Genomic DNA, 12,949 nt, shown 5'->3' on the forward strand with positions numbered 1-12,949 from the left:
TATCAAAATGGTGCCTCTTCCAATGCCGCATTTGGAATCTCGCCGAGTGTCTGCTTGATGATGCGATCGTATTTCTGGCCTGCGATTGAGCGAACAATCAGCTTTTCGGTCGCCGCGAGAAGCCCCGAGCCGGCGATATCAACCGCTTCTTCCGCGTTCGATGGGCAGGGATCAAGGCAGCGCTCACTCCACCATGCTTCAGCTTTCCGTCTCGCGTAGCCGGAGTGCTCGATGCAGATGAACTCGCTTTGCCAACGTTCGAGGCCGATCATGTAGTCGACGCGCAGGCATCGTGGTGCGTCTTCGTCTGCATCACGTTTGCGATGGACGCGATAGATGATGTCTTGAACGTCGTACTCGGTGTCGGTCACTTCGCCAGACAATACTCCGGCCTCGCTTGCCTCGGCATCATGGGCTTCTCGCTCGGGTGGCGGAAACGGATGTCCGCACTCGGGACAGTTGGCATAGCCACATGCAACCAAGGCGTGACATTTCTCGCATTCTTTTGCAGGTGGGCATTGGTCCGGCCGTTTGGCTTTGTCTTTCGGCTTGATCTGGTCGATCGGTCCGTGGCGTTCAATGTTGCCGCCAAAGTCGAGGACCAGGCAGTTTTCCTTGCCGGGATGCAAGCGAAAGCCGCGGCCGACGCATTGATAAAGCAAGCCAGGCGACATCGTGGGACGCAGCATCACCACGCAATCGACTCGCGGTGCGTCGAAACCGGTGGTGAGCACGTTTACGTTGCAGAGAAAGCGTAGCGGTTCGGTTTCGATCAACGATGTTGGGGCATCGCCACGGAAGCGGGCCAACAGTTCGTCTCGTTCGCCCGCTGGTGTTTCGCCGGTCACGAAACCGCACTCGATGCCGTGATTTTCCCGCAACACTTCAACGACACGCCGCCCGTGTGCGACGGACGACGCAAAGATCAACACTGCCCGGCGATCGACCGTCAGTTCAACGATTTCGCCACACGCGGCGGACACGAGGGCGTCGTCGTTGACCAAAGAGTCCACTTCTTCGCTGACGAACTCGCCAGCGCGGATGTGCAGACCGCCGAAATCCGCTCGGTGAACGCCAGCTTTGGAAATGAGCGGACTCAGGTATCCATCACGGATCAATTCCTTGATACCAATTTCGTAACAGACTTGATTCAAGAAATGCTCAGGCGAACAGATCATGCCGGAGTCGAGCCGAAATGGCGTCGCGGTCAAGCCGATCACGCGGACGTGCGGATTGATAACCTTGCAGTCGGCAAGGAACTGCCGATACATGCCGTCGCCCTTCTTTGAAATCAGATGGGCTTCGTCGACGACGATCAGATCAAATGGATCGAGGTCACACGCTCGTTTGTAGATACTCTGAATGCCGGCAACGAGAACCGGTGTATTCGTGTCGCGTTTCTTGAGGCCAGCTGAATACAGGCCGACCTTGATGTCGGGACACAGACGACGCACCTTGTCGGCATTCTGTTCGAGCAGCTCTTTGACATGCGCCAAGATCAATACGCGACCATTCCATTGCCCAACGGCATCAGATGCGATCCTCGCTAGCACGAGACTCTTACCCGCACCGGTCGGTAGGACGGCAACGGGGTTGTCGTCGCGGTTTCGCAGGTGATCGTAGACCGCATCGACAGCGGCTTGTTGATAGGACCGCAGTTTCATCACATCAACTCCCCGTTGTGCCGTTTGCTACCTCGTTCGATTGGCAGCGCTGGTGGCAGCAGGTCATTGATGAAAGTGCAACTCTCGCAGATGCGATTGCCAGGCCCGGTGGAAACAAAGGCCTCGTCGCAACGCAAGCATGAGCGAAAGCCGGCTTTCCCGATCGGCGCAGGGATGCGTTGAATCACAACTTCGGCGTTGCCCGCTTTCGGTGCCTGCTCCCGTTTCTCGATCGTCAATCGCACGATCTGGCTATCGTCCTCGTACGCACCGCCCCACTGCATTGAGTCCAGCATCGCCTTCAAACAGTTATCGACATCACGCCGGCGTCGATCGGGCGGATGGACGACGATGTCGACGATCAAGTCTCCCGTCAGCGTTTCGATGTTCTTGCGATTCAGAAGCGAACTGACGGCCGCTCGATACTTTCTGCCTTCCTTGCTGATCAACACACGGTTGCCAACGTGTCGCCAGTAATGATTGACCGAAGGCGGATAGGGCAACGTGAGTCGGATCATGGTGGCTTACTTCGATGTTCAACGAGCGAATAAAAACACCCAGCCAACAATCCAACGCTGACTGGGTGCCGTTCCTTGGAAGCTGTCGGGCGGTTAACGCTTCCAAGGCGGGGACGCGGACTGGTCGTCCGTACCGCTGACTTGCGACGCGGCGATCGGCTGGGCAACAGCGTCTTTCTTCGAGTAGCCCTTCACTTCGTTTTGCAACTCGCCGGTGTCATTGCGGCGTTTCACACGCACATGAATCACGCATGGCAAGTTGTGTAAGTCCGCCGAGTCGGTTGGCACCAAGACGCCAACCGACCGGCAGATCGCAGACAACTCCCGCCGGGCGATTTCCACCGCGGTCGCGTTGGGGTTGTCGAGGTTGAGACGCACCCAGAGAAGACGGTTTGCGTACTCGCCCTCCACGATCTGAAACGTCAACTGCAGATAGTTGCCCGTGCCAGATTTCGTGGGTTTCATTTCGCTGTCAGTGATGACGGCGACGTACTTGCCAGAAGGGATCGGTTCGAGGTCGTCGGCTGGTTCGACGGTGTTGGCATCAAAGCCGTTGAGGTTTGCCATGGTAGGTCTGTGGTCCTTGGTTTGGAGTCTGTAAAAAGAGAATTGGTTGAGTCGTTCAGTTGGCCGACATCGCTGCCACGAACGCCGCCCACGAGAGCGGCAATTCTTCAGCGATGCCGTAACGATTCTTGGCAACGCAACTGGGCGATCCGTAAGCACGCACGACGCGTTCGCCGCCGTCTTTGCCGATCGCATGAGCGATGGTGCGTTTACGATTGAAGCCGCCGTCTTCGCTTTGCGTTCGCATCTTGCGAGTCGCGAACAGCACGGCGTCGCACCACTCTTTCACGAGGGCAGCGGCGTGCTTGTGCAGTCGCGGCGAATAGCGGTCGTAGGGTGAGGATTCGGGATCCTCAAACCGTTCGACTTTGGAATGGGCGATCAAGACCGTCACCATGCCACGCGAACGCAGCACATTGAGTAGGTCGAGCACTTCACGCCACAGGGAGAGGGCGTGCATGTAACCGCGAGCGTAACCGCCGTCGACCTTTTCGATCGACTCGACGGCGTACTGCTGACAGAGCTTGTCCCAGACAAGACGCTCTAGCCAATCGAGCGAGTCGATCACGACAGATTCGTAATCGTGCTTCTCATTGACGAGCGTTTTCAACGCAGCGACGACATCATCGAATTTCGTCGCTAGCGGAAAGCGATCGCATTCGATTTCGTCGAGACCGTCTTCGGTTTGAATGAAGATCGCCCTGGGGGCTTCGCTGCCGAACGTTGACTTGCCGATGCCCTCGACACCGTACAGCAAAACGCGAGGCGGCTTCGATTGCCGGCCAGATTGAATGGTTTCGAGTAAGTTGGTCATGGGTTGGATAGTTCCTTCGTTGAATGGTTGGGATGGCTGGAATTACAGAGTCGGGATCGCTTCGATGTCAAAATTGCCATCGCGATCGCTGGACACGAGGTAGTGCTTGAAGTCAATCTGGGCAACGAACCGTTGGCTGGTTCCCAGTTGCTTGCGGAGTGACTTGCACGCTCCGGTGAAATCTCGTGACGCTTCGTTAAAGCGGTCGGCCGATCGCAAGTAACGGCCGACCGCCAATGAAAGCGCCACGCGGCGTTCGATGTCCAAATCACTCATTCGCTAACCTGGTGGATGGGAGGTTTGATGTTCCGACGACCCGTTGGCCGCCCCTGGTTACCTATGCCGTGAATGGGTCGCCCTGTACGCCAATCTCAGAAATTGGTCACGCCGTACTTCTTCAAGTGCTTGGCGATCTCGGCACGCACCGTGTTGAATCGTCGACGTGGCAGGCGAAACTTTTCCATCGTGCTGCTCATCGAATGACAACGCAGGTACTCGCACACCCGCCGCAATTCCGCGGGCATCGTCTGCATCGCGACCTCCAAAGCGTCCGCTTCGTCGATCGCGTCCAGCGGATCGCTGTAGGACGACTGGTTTCGTCGGTTCTGGTCCTCGTCACAGATTTCGCCACCCAGAGTCGCGAACGTTTCATCCACCGTGTCGACGGGCGTCTCAAACGACTGCATTTGCACGCCATCTTCGATCGGGTGCCGTTTGTGGCGTTTCCTCGATCGCAACAGCTCTCGCACGCCCGAGTTGATGACTCGATTGATGAACGTGTTCACCTTCGATCGCGCCGGGTCGAAACAGTCGGCCTTCTGGATCAAGTACATCAGCAACTCTTGAGCGATGTCTTCGGCGTCACAGTCACTGAATTCCGGTCGCCGATGAAGTTGCTCGGCCTTGATCCGCGCCGTCTTCATGGCGAAATCGTTAAGAATTTCTTCGCCGAGCCGTTTGCCGTCCGCTTGAGTATTCGCACTCATGGTTGTCTCCGGCTGGAGGCATCCCGTGATGCGAACGATTCGCACAGACCGCAAAGAAGCTGCGTCGCGACAAGCCATGTCACGAAAAGAACGCAGGCGGCCGGCGAGGTTCGTTCGTCACGTCCTCACAGCGAAGACGTGCCGCGACTTTTCAAGTCGCCGAGCGACATTTGGAGTCGCTAAGAAAAGTTTTTAGACACCGATACGGTTGTCGCCCTCTTGATCATGGTCATCGCGCGGTGACCGCGTTGATCCGGATCGCTGACGCTTTTCAAGGTCGCGAAACGGACTGGGGTCGTCGTTCCACCAATGCTCCATGGCAATTCTGTTGCCAGACGATTCAACCGCAGAAAACCCGACCGCTTGAAAAAACAGCAAGAGGCGAAGATTGGATTCCTCGACCGTGACTTTGATCCGCGTCCGACGTTCTCGGCTCAATCTCGATCGCAGCTCAGAAATCAATTGCCGCCCAAATGAACACAATTGATACTCTGGCTTGATAAAGATCCGTTCCAACTCGACATGCTGCTTGTGGAGTTGATAGACCATGGAACCGACAATCACGGGCTTGCGGCGGCCGACACGAGGCAACTCAATCACCATGGCGACTGTATTTCGTTGACTCAGACGACTTTTGTAGTCGTCATTGCTCCACGGAGCACAGGTTGCCGCAACATCAATCGCCACAACATCTTTCAAATCTCGATGGATCATCCAACGCGCGTGCCCTTCGATCGGCGTTTCTGATGGTGACGGCTTGGACCGCCGCGAGATCCTCGGTCGCGTCACTGGGAAATCAATGTGCAAGGCCGAAGCGATTCCTTGTACTTCTGCGGCCGATAGCCGGATTCCGCGTTCTTGCTTTAACGCTTGTTGGATTCTGTTTCTGAGAGTCATCGTTGTCCTAAGGCTTCAAGTGTTGTTCGTTAGCTCTTGTGGTTTCTTTCGCAGCGTACTTGTTTCCAGATAGTTCACACCAACCAGTCGATGTCGGTGGGCGGTGAATAGATTGGACAGACACCGCGACTGAGGTGCGCTCGCAGATGATCGGCCAGCGGTTTTAATTCCGTGTCGAGTACATCAAGCGTTCGCTTGATGCCAACCGAAACCGATTGGCTCACTTTCTTGATGTCGCCAACTTCGCGAGGTTTGCCACCCTTGCCCAATACCGATGCGAAGTGCAGGGCCAACTGGTCCTGTTCGGATTGCAGCTTTTCCAGCCAACCCAAGTCATTGTTCGCTTGCGCTTCGGCGATCTCGTCCAGCAGTTCGTGGTACCGACCCCGACACTCCTCCACTGCCGCTTCGTCCGTTAATTCACCGGACGATCCAATCAGCTGTTGCTCGTCGATCCCGATGCGGCTGGCCAACAATGTGACCGCTGGCACCGCTCGGTTCGGGGTCGCCAACAACCGAGCGATGTAGAGTGGGCCGACATTGTTTTCGAGGTACGTCTCCTCCCCCTCGAACCGCACCACCCACATCTGGCCTTTGCGATAGAACGCATTGCCCACTGACACGCTCGACAAAGGCAAGACCTGTGCAAAACGCTCCGGTCGCGACTTGATCTGTTTCGAGCAAATGGCAAAAGCTTCAGTGATGCTCAGCCTGCCCACGAAACCCTCGCTGGGCAGTTCATCGCCAATCAAAATCATTCGTGACGCACCACTTCGATCGGCCAGACGCGATGCTGATCGGGTCGTCGTCAAAACAATCGGAAACGATTCACCACCAACTTGCACCTCGCCAATTCGCCACGCTACACCCGGCAACAAAGTTTCCGCCGGGCCGCCGTCCGGCATCGCCGACGCCAACAATTCCGCAATCGCACGACCGTCAACCGCCCATTGTCGCAAGCGATCCTTCTCAACCAAGTCTGCGCCATCAAAAGGGCACACTTCATAGAACTCAGCACCAGTCGGTCGCGAAACACGAACCACATTGTGGACACTGCACTGTCCGCAAGTTGCGTGCAGCGACATCGACGGCTCGGCCGGCACCAACACGCCGGATCGAACCAGCTCGTCGGGGTCGCAACCGCCCAGCAAACGAAGCGTGTCGCAATCCACCAACGGTTCATCGCCTCGGTCAAGCAACCGAAACAGCGTCACAATCGCTCGCAAGGTCGATCCCCCACTGTCGAAGATACTTTTCAGCCAACAAGCGATCTCGCGTCGCCAACGATTTGATGGTGCTACGGTTGGGCCGCGTGATTGAGAGGTTGAACTCGTGACCGTTTTCCATCAGGAATCGCAGGTCGACGCGCTCGATATGCATGATCGACCGCGGCAAGTTGTCTTGCCGGATGTATCGTTCGATCATGCGTTGAAAACTTGATGATCCAAAGTCGACGTTCGGATTGAAATGCAACTTCTCTTTCGAGCCGAGAATCAACACACGAGCCGCCACAATCACGACCGAGCGAACAGCGTCCTCGGGATCAGTCGGAAACCGAAACTTCGGATCCAACAAGACTCCCAATGAGAATGGCTCGGCGTTGGGATCTTCCGGCGGCAACTCGATCCCCAAGAACTCGCGAGCAAATATCTTTTGCAGCGGGGCAATCGTCGGTTTTCCGCCGAGCGCGTACACGTCAAGAACGTGATTCGCTTCGTCGTAGGCAAACACATTTTCAAACACGTGTGTTTCGCAAACCCGCTTGAACGCGTTGCCGCCGTCGATCAGCTTCATGAACGTTTTGCGATAGTCGTCCAGGCTCGCGAAGACATAATGCAGGTTCTCGCAGCGCAGCAAGTATTCAGCCACACATTGCCGGCCGCGTCCCTGATGTGCCGAATAGAACGCTGACAAGGCAGCAGAGAACGACTTCATGTGCTGGGGCGAGGTTCGAGGTTTCGCCGACGGAAGGTTGATTCGCCGCTGGGACGAACGCCCGCCAATCACGCGGTCGGCTGCCGCGAAGCGCGTGGCCACTTGCCAGACCTCCGGCTTCGACAAATAGGTCAGCATCGCGACGTCGTACCGGCTATCGAACCGTTCTAGTTCCGCAAGGAAATCGTCTTCGCCAATTTGGATAGCTTGTTGAAAGATCGAACGTTGTCCCGACTCCGTCGCCATCGAATGCAAGTCGCGTAGTAGCAATTCGATCTTCTGTCTCGTCGGCTCTTCCAGCGATTGATACGCCTGAAAGATCGGTTCCACGTCCGTTTCGATCGACTCAGACCAATTCACGTCGATCGGAATCTTCAGCCCGCCAAACATTTCCTCCAGCAAACCGTTGGAAGTCTGCCGCAGGACATTCCGCGGATTAAACCCAGCTAATGACATCGTCTTTTCTCCCTACCGGAAACGTATCGTACACTACACACTAAACATTGAATCAAAAACGAATGCCTCCGATTCGGAGGCATGAACGAACTCTCAAAGCTGCCTACCCTGCGAACAAACCCAGATACTCCAGTTGAATCCGCATCGCCTCGTCCGACACGGCGAATTGATCCGCCAGCGATTCACAGAACACCTCACGCATCAACCGAATCGGATCCGGCTGGACCTCGATCCCGTCGGCGTCGATCAAGAAACGGATCGGCTCGATCGCAGGAACAAGTTCTTGAAGTCGGCGGTCGCAAATCGGCTCATCACTGCCGGTTAGCATGCGCCACGCCGGCCTGAGCAACCATTCGGGCATCAGCAAACAACCAGCGAACTCATCGGCTTGTCGTTCGATCAAGGGACGAGCGTGATCCTTGCGACAAATCACGTCCGGCATTTCATCGTCACCGTACAAGACCGCATGTCCGGCTTCGTCCAGGAACAAAAACCGGTGCAACTTCCAGTGTGCGATTTCATGGCCGAGCGTGAAGTGATAGCGACCGAGCAGATCCGGAAAGCGATCAGGATTCAGCGCGTCGTCGATCAGAATGTGCTGCCGCGAAAACCAGATCGCACCATGAACGCGACCACCGAGTTGGCTCTGGAGATCCAAGAACCCAAACGTCAGCGGCAACACCGACGTCGCAACGTCTTCGATTTCGATGGGAGGTTTCGTGATCGGCCCGAATCGCTTCGCGTATTCCACCAGCACCGCGTCGGCCTCAGCAGCGATCTGGCGAGACGACAGCGGCGGCACTTCGATTCCCTGTGCCAACAAATCAACGACCATCGTCACTTCCCCCGCTTTTTCATTTTACGAATCTGTTCTTTGATGATTTCAAATTGTTTCGGTGAAAGCCCCGTCGCCAACCGCATCAGCTCGGGCATGTCTTTTGGGTGTTGTCGGACCATGACATCCACGTCATCCGGCACGCGATCGGCCAGCCGAATCCATTCGTCGGAATCTTCGCCCAACAACTCAGCGATCTTCGTGACACGATCTGCCGTCGGAGGCGCGAAGTGATCTTGTTCGACCTGCGACAAATACGTTGCCGAAACGCCGATCATTTCCGCGAATTTGCGCAGCGTGATCTTCTTCGCCGTTCGTTTTTCGCGCAGCACCGCGCCAAACGACTTCGCACCACGAGCTTTTTTCATCGCGCAGGCCTCCCCGCCGAATCGTCGCCCGAAATCCACTGCATCCAAAGCATGGCAATCTCCATCAACCACTTTCTCCTCCGGAAACCCGCAAAACCACGAGTCCCCGACCCTCGATGTGTAGCGTAAACTAAACACTGCAGTCATGATATCCCGTGTCCCCAAACCCGGACAATCCCCCAATCCGAAATTTTGCTAGCAAAACCGCTAGTCCGGATCATTGAAGTCAACGCTCGTGACACGTTTGGTCACGGGGGGAAGGGAAAAAAGAAGAGACAATGGCTCCGAAGGCTCAACGTATCGAATGACCGGCTAAGAAGCTGTTTCTCCTGGTTCGCGACATTCGCAGTTCCTGCAATGCGTCGCTTTCATTGTCTCAATCGCGAGCTGCATATCAGTGACACCAATCCTTGTTTGGATGCGAAGTAGTGCGCAGCCGATGGTGTAGTTCGTTTCTTCTGCGTAGACCGTGGATGGATGTTGGGTATGAACCAGATCTTGAAGCGGGATTAGGTGTTTGCAGTACCTCGCCCGTTCTTGTTCATATACTCGCAGTTTTCGTATGTCTCGTTCTACGAATTCTCGACGGTCTTCAGGCCAGCCCATGGATTCCATACTGTGATCTACAGCGTGCTGAACATACGCCTCAAATTCTTCGTCGCTTAATTGATCAACTCGGGATTCGCTTTGGTCGCTGAGCATGTTGACGATGCTCTGTGATTCCGCCTGCTCCTGCCGGGCGATGGCCTCTCCAAACCCTCCGTTCAATCGAATACGCTCAATGACCGCCTCAAAAAATTCAAGAGAAACCTGATCATTGACTTCCCGACAAAGTGGTCTTGCGCTAAATGCCGCCTTAGCTAGCATCTCGGCGTCTTGTTCAACATCCAGCTCTTTAATTGCGTCGACGGCTTGGCGAAACGCTCGGATAGCTTCTCGCAAGTATTGGTCAATCGCTGATTGGTCGCCGGTGAATCGGACAAGCGTGACACCCAGGAGTTGTCGGACACAACCCAACTCAAAAAGTGCGTTCCACTCCTCGATCGAATATCCTGAAACTCTCGCTTCAGCTGCTAATCTTTCTAAGTCCGTGATTACGCCATGCAACGTTTCAAGTTGCGAGACTCGCTCTGATTCCGCTTGCAGGATGGCAGCCTCTAGGACCGGAGCGCGCCCTTGCATCTGGGTTCCAATCCTCGCAAGAACTTTGCTTAATCGTTGTTGTGCAAAGAATGCGATAGATACATGATGCGCCACGCTAAGGCGGATCTTCATGAAATCCGACAGCTCAGGATCGTCAATGATTCTCCGCACTCTCGGTTTCGCAAGTTCTGTGGCGATTTCGACGTACCCAAAATCATCGGGTGAAAATTGCAGCCAATGGCGCAAATAGACAAACCCCTGGGCAGCCGAATCAGCTGTCATCGACTCGGCGAGGTCGACAACACGACGAACTGCCGCAAAAGAACCTTGACCAATCTCGGCCCCATTCAATGCGTTCCCTAGGGCGAGCAGATTCGAGAATTCCACCTTGCGAGAATCGTCTGCACCGATCGCTTCGATCAAACTCGACACAACTTCAATTTTAGGAACAAAGTCGTTGGTGTGATGAGTCGCAAGAGGCGACAAGCACAGATCAAGTAGGCGAAGGGAAATTTGATCCAGCGCACTCTCGGCGATTGTTGGACCGTTAGGCATCGTAATCTGCGTTGTCAGTTCATCAATTGCTTCCTGCAGTGACGAGACCCCAGCATGCTCGCGTCCCAACACGTTGGCCACTCGCATCAATCCGTCGACATCCTTGGTCCCTGATTCGAGCGCTGCAACGACCTCGTGAACACGTTGTGACCGGCCATCTGTGGGGATTCGCGACCAGTAGTCGCGTTGTTGCTCAAAAACGCTTCTGGCATAGGTTGGGTCGTTTTCTCCGACGATCGCTGACCATCGAACGACTCGGTAGTGCCATTTAAGAAAGTCAACTTCGGACATTTGCGACGGATTGCATCGGTAGCACGCGACCCAGGCTATCTCCTTTGCTACGGCGTGAACCATTTCGATCTGATCGTCATCGACGAAGCTCACCGCAGCGTTTATCAGAAGTACCGAGCGATCTTCGAGTACTTCGATTCGTTGCTTCTGGGTTTGACCGCGACGCCGCGCGACGAGGTGGATCGTGACACCTACGGGCTATTTGGTTTGGAATCGGGGAACCCTACCTTCGCCTACGAACTTGACCAAGCGATCAGCGATGGTTTTCTGGTCGGATTCAAGGCGATTTCGGTGCCACTGAAGTTTCAGCGTGACGGCGTGAAGTACGACGAGCTGAGCGACGACGAAAAGCTCGAATACGAAGAGAAGTTCTACGATGACGAGACCGGCTCGCTGCCTGCGGCGATCGAGTCGCCAGCGGTCAACAAGTGGTTGTTCAACCAGGACACGGTTGATCGTGTTTTGAAAAAGCTGATGACGGATGGGTTGAAAGTGGGCGGTGGCGACCGCATCGGCAAGACGCTGATCTTTGCCAAAAACCACGATCACGCTGAATTCATCGTCGAACGATTCAACAAGAACTTTCCCAAGACGGCGGGCAAGACTGCCCGCGTGATCGACAACCATGTGAAGTATGCTCATACGTTAATCGACGATTTTTATATCGCGGACAAGGCCCCGCTGGTCGCCGTATCGGTCGACATGATGGACACCGGCATCGACGTGCCCGAAATCGTGAACCTGGTGTTCTTCAAGATCGTTCGCTCGAAGACGAAGTTCTGGCAAATGATCGGCCGGGGGACTCGGCTGTGCCCAGATTTGTTTGGCCCAGGAAAAGACAAGACCGAATTCTACATCTTCGATTATTGCCAAAACCTTGAGTTCTTTGGGCAGCGCCCCGACGGCTACGACGCACCACTACAAGACTCGATCAAGACCAAGATTTTTCGGCGGCGGCTGCAAGTTGCTCATCAATTGCCGGCATCCGCTCCAAGCACGGATCATGCCGCCGACGCGACGCTACGCATCGGCTCCGAGTCCGAGTGGCGTGAACTGCCCGAAGCGTTCCACACCAGCAGCGAGAAAGAACTGGGCCAGTTGACCGAGCTGCGCCACGACTTGGTCGATCAGATGCATGAAGTCGTGACCAAGCTCGATACCGACAACTTCATTGTTCGGCCTAAACGTCGCTACGTCGAAAAATTCTCCAATCGCGATAACCTCAGCAAGCTTTCGCCCGAGGACGTGCTTGATCTGGACCAGAATATCGCTCCGTTGCCGTACGAAGACGATGACGAGGAGATGGCAAGGCGTTTCGATCTGTTGATGCTCAGCATGCAGCTAGCGATCCTGGAAACCTCGCCCAGGCAGGCTCGCTATCAGCGGCAAGTCATTTCACTAATGGGGAACCTGGAGGAAAAACAAGCAATCCCAGCCGTTGCCAAAGAACTCGAGTTGATCTTGGAGTTGCAGCGAGATGAGACTTGGCAAAACATCACTTTGCCGATGTTGGAATTGGCCCGGAAGAAGCTGCGTGATCTGATCAAGTTCATCGACCGCACCGGTTCCCAGGAAACCGTCTACACCAACTTCATGGATGATGAAGGCGACGAAGTCGAGATCACCGGTTTGGTGCAAGCTGATCCAGGGCTGGCAAACTACCGGCTTCGCGTCGAGCGTTTCATTCGTGAGCATGAAACACACCCCACCATTGCACGGATCAAGAACAACCTACCGTTGCACGCCGGCGACATCGACTCACTCGAAGCCATCCTGTTTGCCGATGACGGCCCCGGAACCCGAGACGAGTTCATTGAGAGCCTATCCGGAAACTGGTATTTGCTGAAAGCCTGATAAACGCGATACTTTGAGCTCCTCGAAGCAACGGAGTGTGCGATGACCGATGGCAACCGAAAACGA

Annotated in this window: 13 protein-coding genes; 1 reads left to right on the forward strand and 12 read right to left on the reverse strand. The window is 55.2% G+C overall.

From position 1 onward, the window contains the following. Window positions 1-2: 2 nt before the first annotated feature. From LOC70_RS11120 to LOC70_RS11175, 12 genes are all read right to left on the reverse strand, one after another. Window positions 3-1,664 (reverse strand): DEAD/DEAH box helicase, encoded by a 1,662-nt coding sequence (locus LOC70_RS11120; protein WP_230253622.1) that lies wholly within the window; start codon window positions 1,662-1,664, stop codon window positions 3-5. Then, window positions 1,664-2,182 (reverse strand): RusA family crossover junction endodeoxyribonuclease, encoded by a 519-nt coding sequence (locus tag LOC70_RS11125; RefSeq protein WP_230253623.1) that lies wholly within the window; start codon window positions 2,180-2,182, stop codon window positions 1,664-1,666. Before LOC70_RS11125 ends, LOC70_RS11120 begins: the two co-directional genes overlap by 1 nt. Window positions 2,183-2,275: 93 nt before the next feature. Then, window positions 2,276-2,749, reverse strand: coding sequence for a DUF669 domain-containing protein (locus LOC70_RS11130; protein WP_145294980.1), 474 nt, complete (start codon window positions 2,747-2,749; stop codon window positions 2,276-2,278). A 55-nt stretch (window positions 2,750-2,804) separates the two neighbouring features. Beyond that, window positions 2,805-3,563 carry an ATP-binding protein gene (locus LOC70_RS11135; protein ID WP_230253624.1) on the reverse strand — a complete coding sequence of 253 codons (759 nt, stop codon included), beginning with the start codon at window positions 3,561-3,563 and terminating at the stop codon, window positions 2,805-2,807. Between the two features lie 42 nt (window positions 3,564-3,605). Further along, window positions 3,606-3,839, reverse strand: coding sequence for a hypothetical protein (locus tag LOC70_RS11140; protein WP_230253625.1), 234 nt, complete (start codon window positions 3,837-3,839; stop codon window positions 3,606-3,608). Window positions 3,840-3,934: 95 nt separating this feature from the next. Continuing rightward, the gene (locus tag LOC70_RS11145; protein WP_230253626.1) at window positions 3,935-4,549 is read right to left on the reverse strand and encodes a sigma factor; all 615 of its coding nucleotides are present in this window, start codon (window positions 4,547-4,549) and stop codon (window positions 3,935-3,937) included. 192 nt (window positions 4,550-4,741) lie between these two features. After that, entirely contained in the window at window positions 4,742-5,263 is a 522-nt protein-coding gene (locus tag LOC70_RS11150; protein WP_230253627.1) for a GNAT family N-acetyltransferase, read from the reverse strand. A gap of 257 nt (window positions 5,264-5,520) precedes the next feature. Continuing rightward, window positions 5,521-6,672 carry a hypothetical protein gene (locus LOC70_RS11155; protein WP_230253628.1) on the reverse strand — a complete coding sequence of 384 codons (1,152 nt, stop codon included), beginning with the start codon at window positions 6,670-6,672 and terminating at the stop codon, window positions 5,521-5,523. Beyond that, on the reverse strand, window positions 6,638-7,837 hold the full coding sequence (locus LOC70_RS11160; RefSeq protein WP_230253629.1) for a hypothetical protein: 1,200 nt from the start codon (window positions 7,835-7,837) through the stop codon (window positions 6,638-6,640). Before LOC70_RS11160 ends, LOC70_RS11155 begins: the two co-directional genes overlap by 35 nt. 103 nt (window positions 7,838-7,940) lie before the next feature. After that, entirely contained in the window at window positions 7,941-8,672 is a 732-nt protein-coding gene (locus LOC70_RS11165) for an ImmA/IrrE family metallo-endopeptidase (protein ID WP_230253659.1), read from the reverse strand. 2 nt (window positions 8,673-8,674) lie between these two features. Then, a complete protein-coding gene (locus LOC70_RS11170; RefSeq protein WP_146439933.1) occupies window positions 8,675-9,040 on the reverse strand; it encodes a helix-turn-helix domain-containing protein in 366 nt (121 codons plus the stop codon). A gap of 312 nt (window positions 9,041-9,352) precedes the next feature. Then, the gene (locus LOC70_RS11175) at window positions 9,353-11,029 is read right to left on the reverse strand and encodes a hypothetical protein (RefSeq protein WP_230253630.1); all 1,677 of its coding nucleotides are present in this window, start codon (window positions 11,027-11,029) and stop codon (window positions 9,353-9,355) included. Here LOC70_RS11175 and LOC70_RS11180 point away from each other — a divergent pair. Continuing rightward, window positions 11,000-12,883, forward strand: coding sequence for a DEAD/DEAH box helicase family protein (locus LOC70_RS11180; protein WP_230253631.1), 1,884 nt, complete (start codon window positions 11,000-11,002; stop codon window positions 12,881-12,883). The two genes, LOC70_RS11175 and LOC70_RS11180, sit on opposite strands and share 30 nt — an antisense overlap. Window positions 12,884-12,949 lie beyond the last annotated feature (66 nt).

The sequence above is a fragment of the Rhodopirellula halodulae genome (assembly GCF_020966775.1).
In the GTDB taxonomy this organism is placed as follows: Bacteria; Planctomycetota; Planctomycetia; order Pirellulales; family Pirellulaceae; genus Rhodopirellula; species Rhodopirellula halodulae.

Bases quoted from the DNA above. Each gene is read 5' to 3' on its own strand.
- LOC70_RS11145 (WP_230253626.1), bottom strand. From the start codon at position 4,549: ATGAGTGCGAATACTCAAGCGGACGGCAAACGGCTCGGCGAAGAAATT.
- LOC70_RS11165 (WP_230253659.1), bottom strand. From the start codon at position 8,672: ATGGTCGTTGATTTGTTGGCACAGGGAATCGAAGTGCCGCCGCTGTCG.
- LOC70_RS11175 (WP_230253630.1), bottom strand. From the start codon at position 11,029: ATGTCCGAAGTTGACTTTCTTAAATGGCACTACCGAGTCGTTCGATGG.
- LOC70_RS11125 (WP_230253623.1), bottom strand. From the start codon at position 2,182: ATGATCCGACTCACGTTGCCCTATCCGCCTTCGGTCAATCATTACTGG.
- LOC70_RS11120 (WP_230253622.1), bottom strand. From the start codon at position 1,664: ATGAAACTGCGGTCCTATCAACAAGCCGCTGTCGATGCGGTCTACGAT.
- LOC70_RS11150 (WP_230253627.1), bottom strand. From the start codon at position 5,263: ATGATCCATCGAGATTTGAAAGATGTTGTGGCGATTGATGTTGCGGCA.
- LOC70_RS11140 (WP_230253625.1), bottom strand. From the start codon at position 3,839: ATGAGTGATTTGGACATCGAACGCCGCGTGGCGCTTTCATTGGCGGTC.
- LOC70_RS11135 (WP_230253624.1), bottom strand. From the start codon at position 3,563: ATGACCAACTTACTCGAAACCATTCAATCTGGCCGGCAATCGAAGCCG.
- LOC70_RS11170 (WP_146439933.1), bottom strand. From the start codon at position 9,040: ATGAAAAAAGCTCGTGGTGCGAAGTCGTTTGGCGCGGTGCTGCGCGAA.
- LOC70_RS11130 (WP_145294980.1), bottom strand. From the start codon at position 2,749: ATGGCAAACCTCAACGGCTTTGATGCCAACACCGTCGAACCAGCCGAC.
- LOC70_RS11160 (WP_230253629.1), bottom strand. From the start codon at position 7,837: ATGTCATTAGCTGGGTTTAATCCGCGGAATGTCCTGCGGCAGACTTCC.